Origin of the sequence: Pseudoalteromonas rhizosphaerae (genome assembly GCF_902498845.1) — a bacterium.
GTDB lineage: Bacteria > Pseudomonadota > Gammaproteobacteria > Enterobacterales > Alteromonadaceae > Pseudoalteromonas > Pseudoalteromonas rhizosphaerae.
In genome coordinates this window covers 460,288-483,791 of record NZ_CABVLM010000001.1, presented here as the reverse complement: position 1 = coordinate 483,791, position 23,504 = coordinate 460,288, and the positions used below count along the sequence as shown (strand labels likewise).

The 23,504-nt window shown below is 39.2% G+C and carries 20 protein-coding genes; 11 read left to right on the top strand and 9 right to left on the bottom strand.

All coding sequences use genetic code 11. The annotated features are described in order from the left end of the window. The first annotated feature begins 203 nt into the window (after positions 1-203). Positions 204-1,934 carry a hypothetical protein gene (locus PSR9079_RS01975; RefSeq protein WP_149980242.1) on the top strand — a complete coding sequence of 577 codons (1,731 nt, stop codon included), beginning with the start codon at positions 204-206 and terminating at the stop codon, positions 1,932-1,934. Positions 1,935-2,005: 71 nt separating this feature from the next. Here the strand turns inward: PSR9079_RS01975 and PSR9079_RS01970 are convergent, their stop codons facing one another. From PSR9079_RS01970 to PSR9079_RS01960, 3 genes are all read right to left on the bottom strand, one after another. Beyond that, complete coding sequence (locus PSR9079_RS01970) at positions 2,006-2,506, bottom strand: RNA methyltransferase (RefSeq protein ID WP_145235608.1); 501 nt, start codon at positions 2,504-2,506, stop codon at positions 2,006-2,008. Next, a complete protein-coding gene (locus PSR9079_RS01965) occupies positions 2,506-3,003 on the bottom strand; it encodes a YcgN family cysteine cluster protein (protein WP_149980241.1) in 498 nt (165 codons plus the stop codon). The genes PSR9079_RS01970 and PSR9079_RS01965 overlap by 1 nt, the downstream gene beginning before the upstream one ends. 95 nt (positions 3,004-3,098) lie before the next feature. Then, positions 3,099-4,919 (bottom strand): DUF885 domain-containing protein, encoded by a 1,821-nt coding sequence (locus PSR9079_RS01960; protein WP_149980240.1) that lies wholly within the window; start codon positions 4,917-4,919, stop codon positions 3,099-3,101. A gap of 146 nt (positions 4,920-5,065) precedes the next feature. Between PSR9079_RS01960 and PSR9079_RS01955 the strand changes: the two genes are divergently transcribed. After that, complete coding sequence (locus tag PSR9079_RS01955) at positions 5,066-6,334, top strand: Xaa-Pro dipeptidase (protein ID WP_149980239.1); 1,269 nt, start codon at positions 5,066-5,068, stop codon at positions 6,332-6,334. 208 nt (positions 6,335-6,542) lie between these two features. Continuing rightward, positions 6,543-8,957 carry a TonB-dependent receptor gene (locus PSR9079_RS01950; protein WP_149980238.1) on the top strand — a complete coding sequence of 805 codons (2,415 nt, stop codon included), beginning with the start codon at positions 6,543-6,545 and terminating at the stop codon, positions 8,955-8,957. Positions 8,958-9,004: 47 nt separating this feature from the next. On the opposite strand, the gene adhP is transcribed toward PSR9079_RS01950, so the two are convergent. Further along, a complete protein-coding gene (gene adhP, locus PSR9079_RS01945) occupies positions 9,005-10,015 on the bottom strand; it encodes an alcohol dehydrogenase AdhP (protein ID WP_149980237.1) in 1,011 nt (336 codons plus the stop codon). Between the two features lie 285 nt (positions 10,016-10,300). Between adhP and PSR9079_RS01940 the strand changes: the two genes are divergently transcribed. Further along, entirely contained in the window at positions 10,301-10,843 is a 543-nt protein-coding gene (locus PSR9079_RS01940) for a GbsR/MarR family transcriptional regulator (RefSeq protein ID WP_145235628.1), read from the top strand. 508 nt (positions 10,844-11,351) lie between these two features. Here PSR9079_RS01940 and PSR9079_RS01935 read toward each other — a convergent pair. Beyond that, entirely contained in the window at positions 11,352-12,233 is an 882-nt protein-coding gene (locus PSR9079_RS01935) for an SDR family oxidoreductase (protein WP_149980236.1), read from the bottom strand. Positions 12,234-12,327: 94 nt separating this feature from the next. On the opposite strand from PSR9079_RS01935, the gene PSR9079_RS01930 reads away from it, so the two are divergent. From PSR9079_RS01930 to PSR9079_RS01915, 4 genes are all read left to right on the top strand, one after another. After that, on the top strand, positions 12,328-12,936 hold the full coding sequence (locus PSR9079_RS01930; protein ID WP_149980235.1) for a TetR/AcrR family transcriptional regulator: 609 nt from the start codon (positions 12,328-12,330) through the stop codon (positions 12,934-12,936). Positions 12,937-13,368: 432 nt separating this feature from the next. Beyond that, positions 13,369-14,232, top strand: a complete 864-nt coding sequence (locus tag PSR9079_RS01925; RefSeq protein WP_149980234.1) for a DUF2971 domain-containing protein — start codon at positions 13,369-13,371, stop codon at positions 14,230-14,232. A 395-nt stretch (positions 14,233-14,627) separates the two neighbouring features. Beyond that, entirely contained in the window at positions 14,628-15,173 is a 546-nt protein-coding gene (locus PSR9079_RS01920) for a DinB family protein (RefSeq protein ID WP_342799424.1), read from the top strand. A gap of 30 nt (positions 15,174-15,203) precedes the next feature. After that, positions 15,204-15,914 (top strand): hypothetical protein, encoded by a 711-nt coding sequence (locus PSR9079_RS01915; protein WP_149980232.1) that lies wholly within the window; start codon positions 15,204-15,206, stop codon positions 15,912-15,914. A gap of 355 nt (positions 15,915-16,269) precedes the next feature. Here PSR9079_RS01915 and PSR9079_RS01910 read toward each other — a convergent pair whose 3' ends face one another. From PSR9079_RS01910 to PSR9079_RS01900, 3 genes are all read right to left on the bottom strand, one after another. Then, the gene (locus tag PSR9079_RS01910) at positions 16,270-16,563 is read right to left on the bottom strand and encodes a hypothetical protein (protein WP_149980231.1); all 294 of its coding nucleotides are present in this window, start codon (positions 16,561-16,563) and stop codon (positions 16,270-16,272) included. A gap of 436 nt (positions 16,564-16,999) precedes the next feature. Then, positions 17,000-18,016, bottom strand: coding sequence for a lytic murein transglycosylase (locus PSR9079_RS01905; RefSeq protein WP_149980391.1), 1,017 nt, complete (start codon positions 18,014-18,016; stop codon positions 17,000-17,002). Positions 18,017-18,020: 4 nt separating this feature from the next. Then, on the bottom strand, positions 18,021-18,302 hold the full coding sequence (locus PSR9079_RS01900; RefSeq protein ID WP_145235637.1) for a YcgL domain-containing protein: 282 nt from the start codon (positions 18,300-18,302) through the stop codon (positions 18,021-18,023). Between the two features lie 169 nt (positions 18,303-18,471). Here PSR9079_RS01900 and minC point away from each other — a divergent pair, with 169 nt between their 5' ends. The 3 genes from minC to minE are packed head-to-tail and all read left to right on the top strand — an operon-like array spanning position 18,472 to position 20,262. Then, a complete protein-coding gene (gene minC, locus PSR9079_RS01895) occupies positions 18,472-19,176 on the top strand; it encodes a septum site-determining protein MinC (RefSeq protein WP_145235640.1) in 705 nt (234 codons plus the stop codon). Positions 19,177-19,181: 5 nt separating this feature from the next. Continuing rightward, on the top strand, positions 19,182-19,991 hold the full coding sequence (gene minD / locus PSR9079_RS01890; RefSeq protein ID WP_149980230.1) for a septum site-determining protein MinD: 810 nt from the start codon (positions 19,182-19,184) through the stop codon (positions 19,989-19,991). Between the two features lies 1 nt (position 19,992). After that, positions 19,993-20,262 carry a cell division topological specificity factor MinE gene (minE, locus tag PSR9079_RS01885; RefSeq protein ID WP_145235646.1) on the top strand — a complete coding sequence of 90 codons (270 nt, stop codon included), beginning with the start codon at positions 19,993-19,995 and terminating at the stop codon, positions 20,260-20,262. 180 nt (positions 20,263-20,442) lie between these two features. On the opposite strand, the gene PSR9079_RS01880 is transcribed toward minE, so the two are convergent. Then, the gene (locus PSR9079_RS01880) at positions 20,443-23,244 is read right to left on the bottom strand and encodes a TonB-dependent receptor (protein ID WP_179959134.1); all 2,802 of its coding nucleotides are present in this window, start codon (positions 23,242-23,244) and stop codon (positions 20,443-20,445) included. Positions 23,245-23,504 lie beyond the last annotated feature (260 nt).

Genomic DNA, 23,504 nt, shown 5'->3' with positions numbered 1-23,504 from the left:
TTGCTAGTGCATCTGCATCTTAACCAACTGTTGCCGGTTTATCGCAGTAAAAATTAATAATTTATATAATACCGTGCCCTCACTACAACCAACACTAATAGTGCTTTTCCTCGCTAGGCTACGCACTTTTATGATATCGTTTTACAAAACATAAATACTACAGAACGTACCACTTGGTACTGATACAAAAAAGGAATTTCCAAATGAACACCAAACTACTTGCTGGTTGCGCAGTTGCTGTAGCGGCGGGTGCAATAATCTATACACAAACTGACAGTTCAACAGCCTCATTAGAACTTGCTCAACTTGATTACGTCCCTGCTGATACTGCTTTATTTTATGGTCAGCTAAAACCATTTCCCTATAGTAAATATTTCAATTTGATTCCAGATCAAATGAAAGGTACAGACGATTTTACGCCATTGATCGAAAATTTAGCGGCAAGTAACGATAACAATGCACAGTTTTTAGCGTCTCTATTAGATCAATATCAAACATCATTGTCATCTTATGAAACACTAAAAGCAGCCTGGGGATTCGCCGATGATTATAAAGCTCTAGCCTATACAATTGGTCTAATGCCAGTATTACGCTATCAACTTGAAGATGAAACGGCTTTATTTAATACAATTAATAGCTCAGCTGATAAAGCGGGAATTAACTTCACAACACAAACCATCGAAGGTGTTGACTACAACACGTACCCTTTAGTACTTGAAAATGACATTACATTAAACTTAATTGTGTCTGTTAAAGATAACTGGGCTACCATCACGTTTGATACAAAACTTAATACAATTAAAGATTTACGTCTTGCTTTAGCAATTGATAAACCAACAAAATCATTGACGCAAACCGCTAAACTTGAAAACTATATTACTAATTATTCATTTGATGGCCACTCTATTGCGTACATAGACCATGTTGAGATTGCTAATGCTATTACCGCTAGAACACCATCACGCCTAGGTGAAATGCTTGATGAACTATTAAAAGAATTGGGTGATCCAAATGCTTTTGAGGTAGCTAGAACACCACAATGCCAAAATGACATTACCAATCTTGTTAGTTATTGGCCTGCATCAGTAACCGGTAGCACGTACATACAAGTAACAAACTCTGATGCTCATTTTAAAGCTGATGCTATTTTCCAAAGCACTGCTACAGATATTATTAAAACACTAAAATCTGTGCGGGGTTTTGTTCCTAAGCATACAACTAAACTTGACGGGCAAATGCTAAGCTTTGCTTATGGTGCGGATATTTCAAAAATTCCACCGCTTTTAAATATACTCTCAAGTACATTTAAAAAAGCTGAATTTGAGTGTGCACCTATTGTTGCCTTACAGCAACAAACTCAAGACTCAAATTTAGCTGCACTATCAATGATGACCGCTATGGCTAATGGTATTCAAGGTGTCAGTGTAAGTATTCAAGATCTTGCTTTAGAAGCCGATGCAAATCAACTGCCACAACTCAAAGATTTAGACGCGCTAATCACACTTTCTGCGACAGATCCTGATAATTTACTTTTTACTGCTAAAGGATTTTTACCTGCATTAGCGGAGCTTGAAATACCAGAAAACGGCGATGCAATTAGTGTCAATGCTGCAATTCCTTATCCTTTACCTGCTGGCCTTGATATTAGATTAGCTAAAAAAGGAAAGCATATTGTTTTATTCACTGGTGAAAAATCAGCGGTTATTGCAAATACATTATCAGAACAAGAGCTTGAAAAAAATGGATTTTTAACTTCCGCAGTTGACCTCAGCTCATTAATGACTCCTGTCATCGAAGTATTTAAAATGACAGGACAAGTGATCCCGGAAGAACTTGAACAATTAAAAAATCAAACAATGTCTGTGTATTTTGCAACAGATATAAAAGATGAAGGGATTGTTATTAATTCAGAGATCAAAATTACTAAAAAGTAATAACTTTTTTGGAATTAAACGAAAAAAGGGGCATTAATTGCCCCTTTTTCAATTGTTCAATTCAGTTTGTACTATTTCTGCCATATCATTTTATTATTGGTGTCGCGGCTTTGAATAATCGTTTGATCAGAACTTTCTACTCCACCGAGTTTAGCTTGTCGATCGTAAAGAACCACATTACAGGTAGCTGCTAAATTCATACAACCGATTGTGGGGATATACACCACTTCATCGCACCAGTTCAGTACATCTTTGCTAATAGAGCCATCTTCAGGGCCAAAAATATAAAATGCGTTTTCAGGATGAACAAACTCAGGCAAAGGTGTTGCACCTTCTATTAGTTCAATCACCACAACAGTCGCACCTGCGGGCTTTGCTGTTGCTAAATCGTCAACGCAAGTCAGTGGGATGCGTTCAACAACATTTTTTGTGTCGGTATGAAACTTTTTAGCATTTAAATAACGCGTGCCTGTAAAAAATACTTGTTCAGCCCCATAGCAACCCGCAGCTCTTAACACTGCGCCAACGTTAGAGGGGCTTTTAGGATTGATCAAACCAATCTTCGCAGTCATTAATCGCAATCCCTCGTTGGCCAATCAGCTTCATACAGATCAAAGTCATCTAGAGCTACATCACAATCTTTTACTGTTTTGTCTTTTACAGAAATACCCAATGTATGCATTAGTTCTTTGCTGCCACCGTTATTTAGTGGATGCCAAGACGCTAAACCACGGCCTTCGTGTAAACGGCGGTAACTACAACTTTGCGGCATGAAGAAAATGCTGTCGAGGTTTTCTTTAGTTAATTTTACACATGACGGGACTAATGTTTGTCGATTTTCATACTCACTACAACCACACGTATTATTATCTAAGTATTGGCAAACAATATTAGTAAAAATGAGTTCTTCACCATCGCGAAGTTGATCTGTGGCGGTAAACTCATCTTCATCTTCGCTGTCTATAAAGGTATTTAAACAGCATTTTCCACAGCCATCGCAAATGGCTTCCCACTCATTTTGTGACATTTGCTCAAGTGATTTCTCAAGCCAAAATTGGTTTTCAAACATGGTATAACTCGGTGCCCCTAATAGCGCGCATTTTAGCTTAATTGAGCACCGCGCGCAAAGCTACATTCAGCTTTGCGCTATTTCAAGTTTAAAAGTTAGCGCTGCGTATCAACCCAACGTTTAATTTTCGCTTCTAGTATTGGCATCGGCAAAGCACCATCAATTAAAATTTGCGTATGAAACTCTTTAATATCAAATTTATCACCTAATGCTTGTTTACAATAATCTCGCAGCTCTTGAATTTTAAATTGCCCTAATTTATACGACAATGCTTGTCCTGGCCAAGCTATATAGCGCTCAACTTCTGCGGTTACATCACTTAAAGCCATTGAGGAATTAGCCAGCATGTAATCAATACCTTGTTGACGAGTCCAGCCTTTAGCATGAAAACCTGTATCGAGCACTAATCGCATAGCGCGTAATTGCTCATCAGATAAACGGCCATACCACATATATGGGTCGGTAAATAAACCCAATTCTTTACCTAGGCTTTCAGCATATAATGCCCAACCTTCGGCGAACACTGTGTAACCACCAAATTTTCGAAACTCAGGTAATGACTGAACTTCTTGCTGTAAGGCGATTTGAAAATGGTGTCCTGGGGCTGCCTCATGGATTGACAATGTTTCGAGTAGAAACTTAGGCTGCGCTTTTAAATTAAAGGTATTAATATAAAAAATTCCTGGACGAGAGCCATCCGGTGCTGGTGATTGATAAGATGCTCCTGCTGCAGACTCAGCACGAAAATTTTCAACCGCTTTTACAACGTAATCAGCTTTGGGGGCAATGTTAAATAATTTAGGTACACGCGCGTCAATTTTTAACTTTACGGCTTCATAGGCCGCAATTAATTGCTCAGGTGTATCAAAATAAAACTCATCAGAATCCCGTAAATGAGTAAAAAACTCACTTAAACTGCCTTTAAAACCAACGGTTTCCTTTACTGTTTTCATCTCATTAAGGATACGCGATACTTCTTTTAAACCAATTTCATGAATTTCATCAGCAGATAAACTCAAGGTGGTGTTTTTCTTTATTTGGTATTCATACCATGCTTTACCATTTGGTAAATCGCTATAACCTACTGTTGCACGGCTATTTGGTATATAAGTGGTCGCTAAAAACTCGCTCATTTTTGTATACGCTGGGACCAACTTATCCATAATAAGTGCACTATATTGGTCAGTGAGTTGTTGCTTTTGCGCTGCTGTGAATTGCTCTGGAAGCTGCTTTATCGGACTATAAAATAAAGATTGTTCTGCACTGGTAACTATATGCGCTTGAAATTGCGGTAATAACTTTTCAGCTAATGGCTTTGGTAAAACAATGCCTTCATTTACCCCTTGCTGCATAGCATCTTGCACACTGCTTAACCAAGTTACAAAACCTTCAGCACGCGCGACGAAATTTTCATAATCTTGGTAGCTTGCAAATGGCTGCGCACTTTGCGCCGATCCAAAGCCTGCAAACGTATTGTGAGCGCCAGACATTTGGTTAATTGGTAATAAGTAACTCGGGAATTGAAAACCTTCGATTGTTAATGCTAAATCCCGTGCCAGTATTTCATAACTTAATAAGGCTTGACCGGTTAACTGCTGCTGGTCAATCGCCGCTAAACGTTGCTGATAATCTTTATAAAAAGCAAGCTGCTGAGCTCGGTTTTGCTCGGTAATCGGTGCTGTAAATTGGTTGTTGTATTGGTTATAGCCAATATAAGTTGCATCAAGAGGGCTAAATTGCAACGAATCCACAAAGTACTGCTCAACCAAGCTATTTAATTGTTGTGTTGTTGCGCTGGCAGTTTCACTTGTTAATGCTGATTGTGGCTTGTTTAAATTATTATTAGCCGTATTTGAACACGCAGACAAAGCGCTGAGTACACCAGCGACAAGCAAGGTTAACTTAAATTTTTTCATAATGATCCCTGAGTATAAGTAGTTAGCGCAAGTATGCAGCTTTCAAATCGCTAAATAAAGAAAATACGATACTTATCGCGTTTTGTTTACAGCCTAAAAACTGCTTGCTACATTGCTATATTAAATAATCAAAAATTAGAAAATAAATGAATAAATTATCACTTTCTGTCCCTTTGGGCTTATTGTGTGTCAGCGCTTTTAGCGCACAAGCAACAACATACGTTAGTGCTAAAGCAATGCTAGACGTAAATAATGGCAAGCTTATTAATGCACCGCTTATTCAAATCGATGACGGTATCATTACTAAAATCAGTAGTGGCACCATGCCAACCTTACAACAAGGTGATGACCATATTAAGTTGCCCGAGTTAACCATTCTGCCTGGCCTGATGGATATGCACGTACACTTAACCAGCGATCCAACAGTCCCTCGTAGTGAACGTATCGGTCAGTCAGTGCCACGTAAAGCGATTAAAGCGGCCTATTTTGCAGAAAAAACCTTAAAAGCGGGCTTTACAACTTTACGTAACGTGGGCGCCGAAGGTTACAGTGTCATTGCAGTACGTGACGGCATTAATGCAGGCGATATTATTGGCCCACGCATCTGGGCTGCTGGTCCCTCTTTGGGTGTAACGGGTGGTCACTGTGACAACAACCGTCTACCTCCTGAAATGAAATACACTGCCGAAGGTGTGGCTGATGGCCCATGGGCTGTTCGTGCAAAAGTACGCGAAAACATTAAGTACGGTGCCAATGTTATTAAGTTTTGCGCCACTGGGGGAGTATTTTCCAAGGGCACAAAAGTAGGTATTCAACAGTATTCATTAGAAGAAATGACTGCCATTGTTGATGAAGCACATATGCGCGGTTTAACGGTTGCTGCACATGCACATGGTACCAGTGGTATTACCGCAGCCATTAAAGCCGGTGTAGACAGTGTTGAACATGTGAGTTTTGTTGACGATGAAGCAATTAAACTGGCAAAAAAACACGGCACTTGGTTTTCAATGGATATTTATAACACTGAATATACCCTCACGTTTGGTGAGCAAAATGGTGTAGCAGAAGAAAACTTAGCAAAAGAACGTCAAGTATCTAAAAAGCAACGCGACAGCTTTAGCCGTGCCGTAAAAGCGGGTGTTAACATGGTATTTGGTACCGATGCCGCAATTTACCCACATGGTGATAATGCAAAACAATTCTCGCGAATGGTTGAGTTTGGTATGACCCCTCTGCAAGCAATACAAGCTGCAACAATCAACAGTGCTAAATTGTTGAAAGTTGACACTCAGTTAGGGCAACTCAAAACGGGCTTTGCCGCAGATATCATCGCAGTCAAAGGCAATCCACTGCAAGACATAACCTTGCTAGAAAATGTAGCATTTGTGATGAAAGCAGGTGTTTCTTATAAATAAATGTGTGGAGTTAGCGTTAAGCTAACTCCATCATTAAGCAAGGGTTAAACTAACAGCTAACTAAATACGTTGTTAATATATTAATATTTTGAAAGCAAAAGGTAAGCAGCTTGGGGTAGGTTTAAATAATTGCCTTTTTTAGGTAATTAAAACTTGAAATACAAATGCCACACATTATCATTACGAAAATTTTTTAATGGTAATGACTATGACAACGCATAAATTCTCTCTAATTACCCTAGCCTGTTTAACAGCATATAATGCAACTGCGGCCGAACAATCCGATCTTGAACGCATCACGGTTTATCAAAAGCAAAATCATGTTGTATTAAATTCGGGTTTAGCAACAAAGTCTGATATGTCGTTAATGGAAACACCTGCGCCTATCGTTATCGTCGATCAAGAGCTTATCAACTCGCAAGGCGTTGATAACTTACAAGACTTAGCCCGTAATATCAGTGGTGTAACCCAAGCAGGTAATAACTACGGAATTGGCGACAATTTAGTGATCCGTGGCCTTGGTGCAAATTATACTTATGATGGTATGTATGGCGGTGCGGGCCTAGGAAACACATTCAATCCAACTCGATCACTAACCAATGTGGAGGCCGTAGAAGTATTAAAAGGCCCCGCCACTGGTTTATATGGCATGGGCAGCGCAGGTGGCGTAATTAACTTGATTGAAAAAAAACCACAGTTTACCGAGCAGCACAACGTACAAGCGGAAATTGGTCAATGGAATACCTATTCATTATCAATTGATAGCACCAATGCAATTACCGAAAATCTAGCATACCGAGTTAATGCAAAAACAGCACGTAGTGATGGCTACCGTGATTTAAAAGATGACCGCGATGAAATCTACGGCGCATTAAAATATGTGTTTAATGACCGCCAAAATATTATGATCTCAGCCGCTTATATTAAAGATGCCATTGCAGTTGATTCAATTGGCCACCCTATCCGTATTTATAATGCGCAGTCGGTAAATGGCAAAACCGCCGGCCAAGTGACTGCGGATGATTTAGTCAATGATCCAACCACTGCTGGGCTGCAATTATCTGATGCGCAGCGCCAACAATTAGCGAATTCACTTGCAGCGTCTGATGGTTTAACACCGTATAAATTTGGTCATCGCGGTATTATCTCACCCATGGCAAAAGACAACGAAGGTGAAGAGTTACGCTTTAAACTCACTCATAATTACTATATAACTGACAATTTATTTTTAAACCAACAACTGCAATACCGTAATTATGAATCGAGCTTTGCCAGACAAACAGGTGCCTATAATTATGTGTATTGGCGGCAAAAAAATGGCGTCATAAATCAAGACCCTCGTGCGCCATTGGTAGTTGATGATGTACTTTATCCATTTGCTGCACGCCGTCAAGAATATCGCCAAGTAGAGGCCGATGAAAAGTCATGGCAATACTTTGCAGATTTACGCTATGACTTTAGTTTAGGTGATATAGAAAACGAATTTTTGGTCAATGCTAATTATGAAGACCGCGATATACGCTTCACGCAGTATTCTATTTGGGATAAAGACTATATTCTCAAAGATAAAAATGGCGATATAACCTATCAAGGCTCTTTACCCTATATTCTAGATATTCGAACACCGGTTTGGTCAGACGGGCAATTTAGCGACTATGATCCGCTTAAAACCAGTAACTATAGTAAAAAAGTGCAAGCATGGGGCTTAGGACTGCAACATGTTGCTTATATCAATGACAGCTTCACAACCCGTATTGGTGTTGCATACAACGAAATTACTCAAAAATATGAACATTTAGGTGTTGATGCACGTTACCGCGCCAGTGCCGCTGCTGCAACGCCAGAAGCAAGTACCTCGGATAATGGTTTAACCTATAATTTAGGCGCGACATACAAACCGACTGATGACCTGTCTATATTTATAAACCATTCGAAGGGTCGCACTGCGTATAGCGTTTTAGGCTCTGTTTTAGGCAATGAAGCTGACCGTGATGATGCGCAGTCTCTTAGTACTGATTTAGGTATAAGGGTAAAAGCCTTTGATGATCAGGTACTCGCCTCATTCGTGGTATTTGACACTGCACGTACTAACTTAGAATATGCAAACCCTGCCTATGATGATACAAAGCCAGATCCATCGGTCCCAAAAAATTACTTTAATGGTGAAGAAAAAACTCGTGGTGTTGAGCTTGATTTAAATGCCTACTTAAATGATCAATGGAAGGTCAATATCAATGGTGTTTATCAAGATGCGCGTGAACAGAAAAACCCTAATGTGAGCACATTTGCTGCCCGTCAAAAAGGTGTGCCTTATGTAACAGCAAGCACATGGTTAACATACAGTGCTCAGTGGTTTGAACTAGCCCAGCCACTAAAAGTAAGTGCAGGTGTTAAGTACGTGGATGACCGTAGTACTAACTCGTCATCATTCGGCATTCCTGATGGTTATGTACCAAGCTATACTATTTATGATGCTGCGTTAAGTTATAACACTGATAAATGGGGCTTACAGCTAAATTTAAATAATTTGTTTAATAAAGTTTATTACTCAAAAGCAATGTTTTTAGGTGGTATGCCAGGCGAAGAACGCAATGCGAAACTAACTTTGAGCTATAAGCTTTAAGTTATAAGCTGTAAAAGCGCACAAAATGCTTGTGCGCTTTTTTACCTTTACATAGTGACTACTATACGGCCATTAATTTCACCTTTGAGCATATCGTCAAATATGTCATTGATATCTTCAAGACGTTTTTCTTCAATAATTGCTTTAACTTTGCCCTGTGCAGCAAACTCTAAACATTCTTGTAAATCCCTACGTGTGCCAACAATTGAGCCAACAACAGAAACGCCATTGAGTACAGTATCAAAAATAGGCAACGGCATATCCTCTGGAGGCAGACCAACTAACACGCATTTTCCACCACGGCGAACACTCTTATAAGCTTGCTCAAACCCCGGCTTGGATACAGCGGTACATACCACAGCATGTGCGCCCCCTACCTGCTCAAATATAGCCTCACTAGGCACACATTCTTTAAAGTCCAAGGTGATATCTGCACCTAACTCTTTTGCTAAAGCCAGTTTTTCAACACCAGTATCCACTGCAATTACATTAAAGCCCATTGCCTTTGCATATTGCACCGCAAGATGCCCAAGCCCACCTACACCAACAATAGCGACCCATTGTCCTGGCTTAGCACCTGACACTTTTAGCGCTTTATAGGTTGTGACACCGGCACAAAATAATGGCGCAGCTTCTGAAAAACCTAAGCCTTCAGGGATCTTTACAACATAGTTCCCATCAGCTAAGCAATATTCAGCGTAACTACCATCAACTGAGTAACCCGTATTATGCTGTGAAAGACATAAGGTCTCTTTACCTTCTAAACAAAATTCACAATGACCACATGCACTGTATAGCCAAGGAATGCCAACACGATCACCAATTTCTAAATGAGTAATATTGCTACCCAGCTGTTCGATCACTCCAACACCTTCATGCCCTGGAACTAACGGCATTTTTGGCTTTACTGGCCAATCACCATGACAGGCATGTAAATCAGTATGACACACACCGCATGCGGCTATTTTAACTAAAACATCATTAACTCCAACGGTTGGAATGGGTAAATCTGAAATTTCTAATTTGCCTTTGTAAGTACTATTAACGGCTGCTTTCATTGCTCGTTCCTTGTTGTTGCGAAGTTGTTATTGAGTAGTTGTTAAGAAATTAGTTGTCGTAAATTAGTGTACACCTTACGCGACTCTAGATGAGCAAAAATTAATCTAAATCAAACTTTAGTGATATAACTTGTTCTGAACGACTAAGAACGACTATTAGTACCAACACATAATCCCATAGGCTTGCTTCAGCCAAGGAAAATTCAGCGTATTGCGCAGTAAATCTTGCTAAACATATTCAGCGTGCTAGCATTAATTTCATTATTTATTGAAACTTGAGAAGCAATGACGTTATCAGATAAGAACTTTGCCTTTGTAATGCACTGTGGCGAAATGGGCAGTCGTTGGGGTTTTAATCGCACAATCGGCCAAATGTGTGGTTTATTGATCATAACCAAAGAGCCAATGACAGCGAACGAAATCGCCGACGCCCTGAGTATATCTCGCGGTAATGTCAGTATGGGTATCAAAGAATTACAATCTTGGCGCTTAATTAAAGTGCAGCATATTCCAGGTGACAGAAAAGAATACTACGCACCCGCTGGCAGTATTTGGGATATGGCAAACCGCGTATTTGAAGAGCGTAAAAAGCGTGAGATTGACCCTACTCTAAGTTTACTCAGAGATAATTTGTTAGAGCCTGCAACCAACGACGATGAAAAGTTTGCCCAGCAACAAATGCATGAAATTCATGATCTACTCGAAACCGTCACTAAGTGGTCTTCAGAACTACAGCGCTTAAGCCCTGAACAACTACAAAGCTTAATGAAGCTAGGCTCAGGTATTGGTAAAGTACTCGACTTTAAAGATAAGATATTGAAGAAATGAAGAGTTAGCGAGGGACGAGAGTAAAGTTAGCGAGCTTTATGGTTCTAGGTTCAAGGTTCAAGGTTCAAGGTTCAAGAAAATTTAACCACAGAGTTCACCGAGAAGTGAATAATAGTTCAAAGATTCTTTCTCTGTGCAGCGCGAAGCGCCTCTGTGTTCTCTGTGGTGAATAAAAAGATAAGTTGTGCTAGTTAGAGCCAGACAAATACCTAATTTAATCTCATGTTGGCATCATTTTGACAATCCTGACTACATTATTGAAACGCGGTTTGTTAGGTTGCTAGTTACTAAAGAAATTAACCACAGAGCACACCGAGTTCACCGAGAAGTAAATAAAAGTCCAAAAATTTTTACTCTGTGCAGCGCGAAGCGTCTTTGTGTGCTCAGTGGTGAATAAATAGATAAGTTGTTCCTGTAAGCTCGCAGATAAATAATTCATTTAATCGTACATTTAATTGTAACTTGATAAGCAAAGGGGCAAAAACAACTTGCCCCCTGATGACTAAAATTATACGTCAGCACCACCTAGCACCTTGTCTAGTTGCATTTCTGTCAAAACACGATCTTGGATAGGTTGTTTAGCTGCGTTTATTTCATCTACACCCCAAACTAAACCAACTGCTGTGCGTGTTGGGCGTTTACCTTTAGGCATGTCTGCTAGCGCTAAATAGGCATCTACCACCATTTGTGGATTAGGCGCTTGATCGCTCTGCATAAATTTACCGAATTCCTCGAACATAGCGGCAGGAATGTTTGCCAATTCACCGTAGCTGTCCAGTATGTCTGTGCGTGATGGTTGTTGTCCTGATGCACTTAGACCTGTAGGGAATGGCCCTGGTTGTACGATGGCGACATCGATGCCGAATGGTGCTACTTCGTAGCGTAAACCTTGGAGGTAGCCTTCTAAAGCATGTTTTGTCGCTGCGTAAGTAGAGAAATAAGGCGCTGAAATTTGGCCAACCATTGATGAGGTGTTGATGATCAGGCCAGACTTAGCTTCACGCATCGCAGGCAAAACTGCCAGAATAGTACGCATAGCGCCATAGTAGTTGGTTTCCATCTGCTCGCGAGCTTGATCAATGCTAAATGCTTCTGTAATGCCAAGATACATTACACCAGCATTGTTTAGTAACACATCAATTTTTCCCGCTTTATCTAGCACACTCGCAATGGCGGTTTTGACAGAATCGTCGTTAGTAACATCCATATCAACAACCTGAATAGAATCGCTATACGCTTCTAATTCGGCTTTAACTGCAGCGTTTTTGCCTTCAGGGCCGCGCATAGTAGCGAACACTAGATAGCCTTTATCAGCAAAATCTTTTACTGACTTTTGACCAAATCCACTGCTGCTACCTGTGATAACGATGCTTTTTTGTGTTTCGTTCATTATTCTTTCCTATTTGCTTTGCCTAATTAAATACCAGCCGGTACAATAAACCGTAAAGAGCAGCCTGTCAAATTAAAATACCGAGTGGTACTAAATGAATTCAAATACAGTTAAGCCCGTTAGAGGGCGTCCAAAGACCTTAGACCGCGATCATGTTTTAGATGTGGCAATGGATTCTTACTGGAAAGACAATATAGGTAATTTATCCCTTAATGAAATTTGCAGAAGATCGGGTGTATCTAAACCGGGTCTTTACCGTGAATTTTCTAATGAAGATGGCTTGATGAAAGCTGTCCTGATTAGGTATCAGGAGCAAGTGTTAGAGCCTGTGCAGCAGATGCTAAATAGTGACGTTCCATTTAAAGAGGCCCTTGATAACCTTATATCGTTTGCCACTTCAGTTAGTTGTCATGATGAATCTCCAAATGGCTGTCTTTTTATAAAAATGCGCGAATCACGAGTACATTTGGGAAAAGAAACACAAGCGCAAATAGATTTTCTTGAAAAGCAGGGATTAGTTTTTTTCAAGAAATGGGTAGAGCGTTCAAAGACTAAGGGAGAGTTTTCTGTGGACATGTCATCGGAATTTGCTGCTACTTATATTGACGCGCAGCTAAGCAATGCATCGACACAGCTAGCTCGAGGTGTGGCCCCTGAAACGGTGAAAAAGATATTATTAGTCGCTTTTTCTGTGCTGGAATGACTACGCCAGCTTGTTCAGTTTTAAGACATTTTTTCAACAAAGGTTGAAAAGAGAACTTTCTGACTCAAATCAGCACAATAATTCGCATCAGTATGTATATTTATTTTGGTTAGTGTCAAATTTGATATTCAGAGCAAAGCCTACTTGAACTCATAGTGCTCTAACTAAGTTCGGCTGTGAGCAATATCCGGCTATTGATAATAGCTAATTAAGTAGTCAAACGTTGTTTGCTCAGATATTCAATGATATGAGCGACGCGCGTATATTGTTCCATTTAGCTTTGCTTTAGATTTTAGAAAACTTAATAATAGTAATATCTTAGGCAATTTGTTAAAACTGTGTAAAGTATACATATGAGTGTGGCCGGAGCAGAAAGATCCGCCCTTCGCGCACTATAAAATTGTTATATTTACCTCAGAGGGGAGTGTCTAATTGGCAAAAGTTAAAGTTGGTGAAAGCGTAAATGTTGATACACCTTTATGGCGTTATATGTCATTGGATAAGTTGATTAGTTTACTAGAAGGTAACAAGCTATTTTTCACCCCATTAGAAAGTTATCAAAATTCAGACCCCTTTGAAGGCTTCATGCCCAAAGTTGTTTTTGAGGCATACTCAAATATTTTTGGTTCTGAAGTAAAAGAGTTAGAAAATGCGCAAGAGCAATTAAAAGTTAAAATTGGCAATAACCAAGCCCTGCTCAATGAATTATCAAAAATCAAAAGTGTTACTCCAGACTTTAGAGAACTCATTAAACAAATTTTCAAAACAGTTACCAAAGGAATAACTGTAAATTGCTGGCATGCTAATTCATCAGAATCAGAGGCTATGTGGAAATTGTATTCGGATAATGGCAAAGGTATAGCGGTTAAAACTAGTATTTCTTCGCTTGTTAACTCCATTGAAAAATTTGATCAGGATTTGTTAATTCAAATTGGCGCGGTTAAATATTTGGATTTTCATGATGATAAGATTTGCCCTAAAGACTGTGTTACTGACGGATATTTATCCCCATTATTGAAACGCAGCTCTTTTAGTCATGAGAATGAAGTAAGATTATTTACTATTCCTAATATAGATCCTTCTAATGTAAATAATTTCAAGGCTAAGCCAGAATTTGTTCAAGCACTTGCAATGGATTTGATAGAAGGTATTTATATATCCCCATTTGCTGGTGAACCGTTTGTTTCTAGCATACTTGCCATATGTAATAAATATTCAATTCCAGCTCAAATTGTAATCAAGTCAGAGTTATTAGAAGGGCATGAAGATCTTCTTGATAACATGGCAAAATGGTAAATATAATCGGGTAGCCGGAGGTCTCTAACCTCCAGCCCCCACACCACCCATCATGCGCTTTTAATTAACAGGAAGTGCAATGGGCGGTTCATCTCCCGTAATAAATATTATCCAAATATCTCTTAATGACACTAAACCTTGTGAAGCTAAGTACTCATTGCCTAGCCCAATGTTAATTCCTTTTTTTGAGCCCTTTCCCACTAAAATAAGCCACTCAAACACCTGTAATACCTTGCAAAATACCAATTAAAACAACACCAAGCACTCTTTTTATATTTTACGTGAAAGTCAGTTATCGATTGAATCAAAATAGCAACTCGGCTATGGTTAATGTGTCAATAAAAATAAATTTTAAACGAGTAATTCTACAGACTCGTTAACCATGATAAGGATCTATGATGAGCCTGAAAGATCACTTTGAATTGCTGGCGGCCTATAATCAGCGGATGAATTTAAAGGTGTATGAGGCTTCGAGTCAGCTCTGTGCAACTAATCTGGCCCAAGACCGTGGGGCCTTTTTTGGATCCATTCTCGGAACTCTTAATCACATCATTGTTGGTGATACTATCTGGCTAAAACGGTTTGCTACCCATCCAGCCTGCTTGCGGTCTTTACAGGAGGTAGCTGATATTCCAAATCCAAAGAGCCTGGATCACATAGCCTTCAATGACATTGGTAGCCTATCGGAGCACCGGTTTTGGTTGGATCGGATAATTATCAACTGGACAGCCGAGCTATCTGAAAGTGATCTGGATTTCATTCTCAGCTACCAAAACACCAAGGGGATCTCCGCTACCAAACGATATTCGAGTCTAGTTCTTCATTTTTTTAACCATCAGACTCATCATCGTGGCCAAGTTTCTACATTGCTATCGCAGGCAGGCGTGGATATTGGGATTACTGACCTGTTGGCTGAGATTCAGGAGGAAACGCATGCATAACAAAGCGAACATACTTTTGAGATCACCGCGATGAATCAAGAATTAAGACTATTGGAAGAAATCCTAAAGAGAAATAGCGAAGATCCTGACTCAATTGATATTGAAAATGAGGTCGATCATTATTTCTTCTTTGATGGAATTAAGAATGAAGAAGATCACGATGAAGCATGGAGAGTTTTTGATGAACACGAAGATATAAGGAATAGGCTTTTAAATATAGTAAGTGAAACTGACTCTATATCTAGGTGGGGTTACAGAATACCAAAGAGTGAGCAGATTAGGTGTGATGATCAGGAACTCAAGAATTTAGTCTCCTTACACATATCGAGTCTTCGACCAATCCTTTTAGAGGAAGACTATAATGCCGAAATTATTGCCTTTATTGATAGCGGCTTTCAAGTTGAAATTGCTCCATCAGGTATAAAATTCCCTGATATATCTGATAACGAACTATTTGGTGTCCTTTATGAAGCGATTGGTGAGTATTGGATTGATAACTTCCCCTATGACAGGGAGCATTATGAAGTCTTAAAAAACTGGGCGATCTACCTTACTAAGTATGACGAAGTTGCAACTTATTTAATGTGGCCTTTTTTGTCGAACGAAAAAGACCTAGCCCCTTGCACAATGGATGCTGGTGCTAAATTATGGAAGCTTGGTTGTAGAGATCGATTTTGGGTTAAAGATTTAGACTACGTAAGTAAAGTAGTTTATGTAAGGCCACCATGGCTAGACGAATAACCGCACATAATCGGTTAGCCGGAGGTCTCTAACCTCTAGACCACTCGATTCTAAACGCCTATTTTTGGTACTGGTGATATCACATGCGCGAGTCGTTGGCTGATAAGCATTGGCTATTGGGTAATAATATCCCCTACTTCGTGAGTCTAGAATCTATGTTACTCTAAAGCGGAGTTTTTCAAGTTAGTTGTCGCCTCAAGTTAGAGGCGACAACATTCTGACACTGGGGGATTTAGCAAAGCGTAGCTACTTACGTCTTGATAATTATGTATGTGAGAATGCAGTATTGATAAAAGCCCAGATATAATTTTAAATGAGCTTTATTGTGTGAGTCTGTTAAAAAACGAGAACGAATTTATTCAGAATACGCTTTAATTAATTTATACAAAGTTACTTTTGTTTTAAATATGCTGGCATCATCGTGACGAAAAATACACAGCGTTTTACTATTGTGTCTATCTAAAAATAGCAAATCACCTTCGGTATTTTTACCAATAGTGAGACTTGCAGATAACATCAACATGGACCAACCGTGCCCTTTTTGATCATAAACAGTCGGGCCTAAAACATCTTTTAATGTGTTTGCATATGCTTTTAAGGCGCGAACTTCACTAACTTCCATGTCATTTATGTTAGTTAACTCAATCATCTTCTCAAAACTTAACAGTTCAAACTCTTCACCTTATACGGTAACAGTTCTCTCTTTTTCTTTAATGAAGTTACAGTAATTTTTTGCAAATAAATTCTGCGCCAGATCAACTGTTTGTACGATTAAATTTTCATCCATATATATCCTTATTGAATATTTTTAGAGTTTTGCTTTGGGGTGTTAGCTGATTCTGCAAAAGTATTGATAGCCTAAAAGAACAAAAGAGGTCAAATATTATCTTCAGACATCAAAATAATTGACCCTGCCCTTATTGCACAAAACGTTTAATATCTTATCTATAGCGCAGCGTATCTTAACTTCGATGTGAATAATTCACTTAAAAATATTTTGCATTGATGTTTTTTACAAACGCAAGCGCGAGATAAACTCGCGCCTAAAACGAACGCACCTAGCGCCTGTAATAACTTATCATCGATTAAATCGCTGGGTAACCAATGCGATCAGACAAGTAACCAACACTGGTGGCAAAGTAATATGAGCGATTCCAATGCATTAACGCTTTGTAATTATCATAAGCTAAATACATACGGCCATTCATATCATCAGGCATAACCAATGCCGCCGTTACATCTACGGCTGGTAAATCAGTACCATCCATTTTACGTACACCTAAAGCTTGCCAATCAGCTAGTGAACGCTCTGAATCAGCCCAAAACTCTAACCATTGAGTACGTGTTTTAGTTCCACGTTGCAATACATAGCTAGGTTCGAAGCTCTGTGGTAACTTAATTTGACGACCCCAAGTAAGATCACTATTCCAGCCAGCTTGCTTTAAATAGTTAGCTATTGATGCAAAGGCATCAACTTGGGTGGTCCAAATATCTTTTCGACCATCTTTATCATAATCTACCGCGTAGGCATTAAATGAGGTTGGCATAAATTGCGTTTGCCCCATTGCACCTGCCCATGAACCATTGAATTTATCTAAAGTAATGTGCCCTTCCTTTAAAATATCAAGCGCGGCCCATAGTTGGTTTTTATACATAGTTTCGCGACGGCCATCAAAAGCCAGCGTGACTACAGATGAAATAACGTTGTGACCACCTTGGATTTTACCAAAATTACTTTCAAGGCCCCATAACGCAACAATAAAGCGTGCCTGCACGCCGTACTCGGCTGCAATTTGTTCTAAAATATCTTTATTTTCAGCATATAGCTTTCGTGCACGGTCAATTTTCCATTGTGGCACACGCTTTGGTAAGTAAGTCTCTAAGGTTTCTTTAACTTCAGGCTGATTTTTATCAGCAGAAATTACCTTTTCTTTAAAGTGTGCTGTAGCGAAGGCATCTTCAATTAATTGACTATCGTAGCCTTTTTGTGCTGCTTCTTGTTTTAAACCTGCAACATATTCATCAAATTGTGCTTGGGTCTTGGCCAGTGCCGATGTACTGATACAGGCACTACATAAAATTGCAGCCAATTTAGTCATTATATGTTTAGTCACTATCAACTCCATTTTGTTTTCTATGCTCAGCTAGTAAGTTAGCTTCAGGTGGCGGTAACTGGAGATAAAACCCGACATCAGTTAATGATTTCTCAACTAAACTTAAATCAGCCCCGCCTAAATGCGTTCGTTTTGCTAAATTAATTAACATTACGTAATGAGGTTGACCGAACATAGCCATTAAAGGTTCCGGTACCTTGCTAAAATCATCTCTTTTTTCTACAAAAAGGAAGGTATCCGCTTTTTTCTTACTTTTATATACCGCAGTCAGCATTATGACCCTATAAAATCTTGCTTAACAGTGCTGCACACTATAACATGAGAGTCATAATAAGTTAGAAAAATTAGATTAGAAATTTCACCTTATCCATATAAACACAGGCCTTATTCAGCCTGCGTTTATCTAAAATTGATTTCTGATCACACTATTCAATTGAGCGTGTATGTCGGACCAAACTTTTGAGCTAAAAGGGAATCTTTTTACGTTATCAGTTTTACATCTTTATAGTACTGATATAAACCTGTTAGCTGAGCAACTGTATATAAAAATTGCCCAAGCCCCTCGTTTTTTTGAGGGTGCTCCTATTGTTGTTAATTTAATTGAGATAAAAAATAATCTTGTTGATTTTGTTCATCTAAAGTCTTTATTAGAACGAATGAACTTTAATGCTGTTGGAGTCTGTAATGGCTCTGATGAGCAGCATACGCAAGCCAAAGCCGCTGGGCTCTCAGTTTTAAATTATTCACAAGACGTTAAGAGTGAACCTGTTACAAAGCAGAGTAATACTTCAATTGTTGAGAAAACAGTTTACTTACCTGCCCAAGTTATCAATGGCACAGTGCGCTCTGGTCAACAAGTGTATGCTAAAGACCGTGACTTAATCGTTATTGGTGCGGTAAGCCATGGTGCAGAAGTGATTGCTGATGGCAATGTACATATTTATGGCACATTACGTGGTCGCGCAATAGCAGGCGCACAAGGTTACAACGAAGCACGTATTTTTTGCCAAAAATTAGAAGCAGAACTTGTTTCTATAAATGGCAACTACTGGATCAGCGATTCTCTGCAAGGTGAGTTCTGGGGCAACGCTGCACAAATCCAACAAAAAAATGAATCATTAGAAATTTCAGCTTTGGTTAAAGGATAAATCTTATGGCAAAAGTCATTGTCGTTACGTCAGGTAAAGGTGGTGTAGGTAAAACTACATCAAGTGCTGCAATTGGCACAGGTTTAGCACTTAAGGGCTATAAAACAGTCATTATAGATTTTGATATCGGTTTACGTAACCTTGATTTGATCATGGGCTGTGAACGTCGTGTTGTCTATGATTTTGTTAACGTTATAAACGGTGAAGCAAATTTAAATCAAGCACTTATCAAAGATAAACGGGTAGATAAATTATTTTTATTACCTGCTTCACAAACTCGCGATAAAGATGCTTTAACTCGCGAAGGTGTTGAACGCGTATTAAACGAGCTGAAAAAAGACTTTGATTATATCGTCTGTGATTCGCCAGCAGGGATTGAAGCCGGCGCTATGATGGCAATGTACTTTGCTGATGAAGCAATTGTAACAACGAACCCTGAAGTATCATCAGTTCGCGATTCAGACCGTATTTTAGGTATTTTGCATAGCAAATCTAAACGTGCTGAAGAAGGACTTGAAAACATAAAAGAACATTTATTACTGACTCGCTATAACCCAGAGCGAGTAGCCAGAGGTGAAATGCTGTCAGTTGAAGATGTGCAAGATATTCTTTCTATCGAATTGTTAGGTGTAATACCTGAATCACAAGCGGTATTAAGTGCATCAAACTCAGGCCAGCCAGTTATATTAGATACAGAGTCTGATGCTGGACAAGCTTATGCCGATGCAATTAATCGCTTATTAGGTGAAACAGTCGAATTTCGCTTCTTAGATGTAGAAAAGAAAGGTTTGTTCAAACGGATATTTGGAGGTTAACGTGTCACTACTTGACTACTTCCGCTCAGAAAAGAAAAATACAGCGTCACTAGCAAAAGAGCGATTGCAGATCATTGTTGCGCATGAGCGCTCACAGCGTGGTACACCTGATTACTTGCCACAATTGAAACAGGATATTCTTGATGTTATCCGTAAATACGTCAACATCAGTAATGACGCGGTTCAAGTCCAATTCGATCAAAACGAAGATGACTTAGCGGTATTAGAACTCAACGTCACTTTACCTGACGAAGAGAAAGAAAAGAAATAACTAAAAGGGCGCTATTACAGCGCCCTTTTCACATTTTAATAGCATAAAAAATCTAATGTTTATTTTAACTACTTAGCTTTATTATTTAATTAAAGTCTGATTAATAAACCTTGCAATTTAAATAAAATAGGCATCCAAACTAAAGAATACCCTTTAAATTTATATTATAAATTATAATTTTTAGAAACTATAATTAGCACCTAAATAAAAGCGTCGTCCTGAATACTGGTTATAAGTAAAGCGATTACTTTGTTTCCAATAACCTTCCTCAACTTCCTCAGTTAAGTTAACCACAGAGGCTGTTAATGACAACTGCTCAGTCAAACTATAAGCCGCATTAACATCTAACTGGCCATAATCTTTCGTATACATGTTGTAACCTTTATGGATGCCATTTGCACGATCATCTTTCCAGTTATAAGATGCCCTTACACTAAAGTCATCATTTTCAAAATACACTGAAAGATTATATTGGTGTTTGGCTGTTCCTGGGATTTCAGCATCTGTTTTTTGTCCATTCGTTGACACTTGGCTGGTACTTGTATCTGTAAAAGTATAGTTAGCTAACACCCCAAAGCCACTCTCGAAAGAGTGTTGAAAAAACAACTCAACCCCTTGTGATTGAGCGTCACCACCGCCAACTTTAGTATTCATTTCAACTTCTATGGGGCCATTACAACAATCATGCTCTCGTTGAACTATTTCAACAGCAGAAATGGGCAAATTAGCAATATCTTTAGTAAAGTATGTCGCACCTAGTGCTGAGCCTTCACCGTAATACCATTCGATACCTAGATCGAACTGATCAGAAATCATTGGATCTAGGCCTGTATTTACAGATGTACCAGTTCCTCGCCCTGTCCAAGAGTCTGGTGAGTTTATATTAACAGGAGGACCATATGACTCGGCTTGGCTCAGGTCAGAATAGCTTACACGAGACATCGTTCTGGCAGCAGCAAATCGAACAACAACATCTTCATTCGCATCCCATGCAAGGTTAAAGCTTGGTAATAATTCACCATCATCGCTGCTGCGTTCATTAGGCGTAGTGTCATTATTATCTTGACCAATAACATCATCATACGTAAGCGTACTTAAATCGGTATTGACATAGCGTACACCGAGATTGCCGCGAAAGTCCTGCCACTGGAAATTACTTTGCGCATAAACAGACCAAATATTTTCTTCTAGTGTATATGTCCCAGCTAAAGATGGCACAACGGTTTGCGTAAAGTTATTGCGTAGATAGCTATCTAATGCAGCAAAATCAAATGCTAAAAAGTTAAAAGCGCCAGTGTTTCCGGCACTGTTATCAATCACGGTATTGCTTACTAACGTTTCTGGATCAGGATGAAAATCTGGGTTATGAAACCATTCGTTTCCGGACAAATAACCACGGTAACCGCCGTTATCAGCGATGCCATCATCCCAACGAAAATCATTTTTAATCCCCTTAATTTCATGATTGCGGTATTTAGCCCCAACAAAAAAGGTAGTAAAAATCCCTGTATCGATATCAAATTGCAGATCAGCTTGTGCGTAATCTTCAGTATCTTTATTTTCAGAAGAGTAGGAATCAAACCAGTCATAATATTGATAAGCTTGTTTATCAGACGCTAGATCGGTCGATACTTCATAGCTTGGTTTACCACCCACGGTTGACCACAACCAGCTATTCACAGATCCTTGGCGTGCATCTATATTGGCATAAGTTTCCCGTGAAGTTCCACCTTCAGCCTCTGTATGGCCGATTTTAAAAGTAGCAGTAAATATATCCCCATAATATTTGGCTTCAAAATCAAAACTATCTGATTTAGAACCACCGATCCTTTCTCTCCCTGTTAATTGAGGAGACAATAAGCCACGGCGAACGGCTACGCCATTATTGACATCAGCATCTCCCCAGTTATTGTCATTAAGTAAACCATTATCTGCATTACCGTAAGCTACGACCGTATCACCGTCTAAAACAACGCCGTAATAGGGGTTATGATTGTCATTCCATTCCGCAAACAATACGCTCTGCGACGATGAGTCATAATCTAATTTTGCACCAAAGTAGTTCAGGTTTAAGTCTAATTTATCTGTAGGCATCCATTGAATAGCAACTTGATAACCATCGCGTGTGCGATCTTCTGTTGAGTTACCTGCACTCATTGCACGAGGTGCCCATACATTGTTGTAAACTTCGCCTGTTGCTTGGTCAACAATGGCAGGACGCTCTGCCCCTTCGACTGTGTCAGAATGAAAGCGCCAGTGCGAAGCATTATTAGTAATGGTTGTTACCGTTTTATCTTGGCGAGTAAACCCGGCAAGTACACCAAAATTTGATTCATCATTTTTCCATGAATACAGCACATTCACTTGTGGCTTGGTGTCTTCAGACACATCATCATAGGTTGCCTCTAGGCTAAGTGCGCCTGAGTTAGCCTCCATATCTAATGGCTTGCGGGTGTGCAATATAACAGTCCCACCAATCCCCCCTTCATCTATACGCGCTTCTGCACTTTTAAATACTTCCACACTACTAATCATACTGGATGGCAACAACGTATAATTAAAACTTCGAGTGGGCACACCAGCCCCAGAAGAAGCAATATAATTGCCATTTAACTGTGTGAGGGTCCAATCTGGTGATGTGCCACGAATACTCACTCGACTGCCTTCACCACCGTCACGGTCAATCAATACACCTGAAACTCGTTGCAATGAATCAGCAACATTTTTATCTGGAAATTTACCGATATCTTCAGCTGTTATCGCATCAACAGTTGCATTAGAGAGTCGTTTTATAGCTAAATTTTCAGCAGTTGAAGAACGAATACCTCTCACTTCAATCACTTCAAAGTCATCGTTATTTTGATTATCTTTTTGATCTGCATACGCGACATTGCAAGCAGCCATTAATGCTAAAAATAATACTGATCTATTAAATTTTCGTGAAAGTTCAGTTGATTTATTAATGTTACTATAATCAGCCATACCAATCTCCATCATTGTGTGTGTTATATTTCACTCAGCAAATTTCTAGTTACGTCGAGTGATTTATTATATCTTTACAGCCACTAACTCATGCGGTTAATAAATTGTAAAGGTCACAGTTAGGATAAGGTTACTGTATATAAAGTGATAATATATTTTCGGTGTGAATTAGTATAAAATCGGCGTAAACCACAATAAAAAAAACAATTTAAACGGTAAATATTCACCCTTTACTTTATATAAAATTATTCAATAAAAAT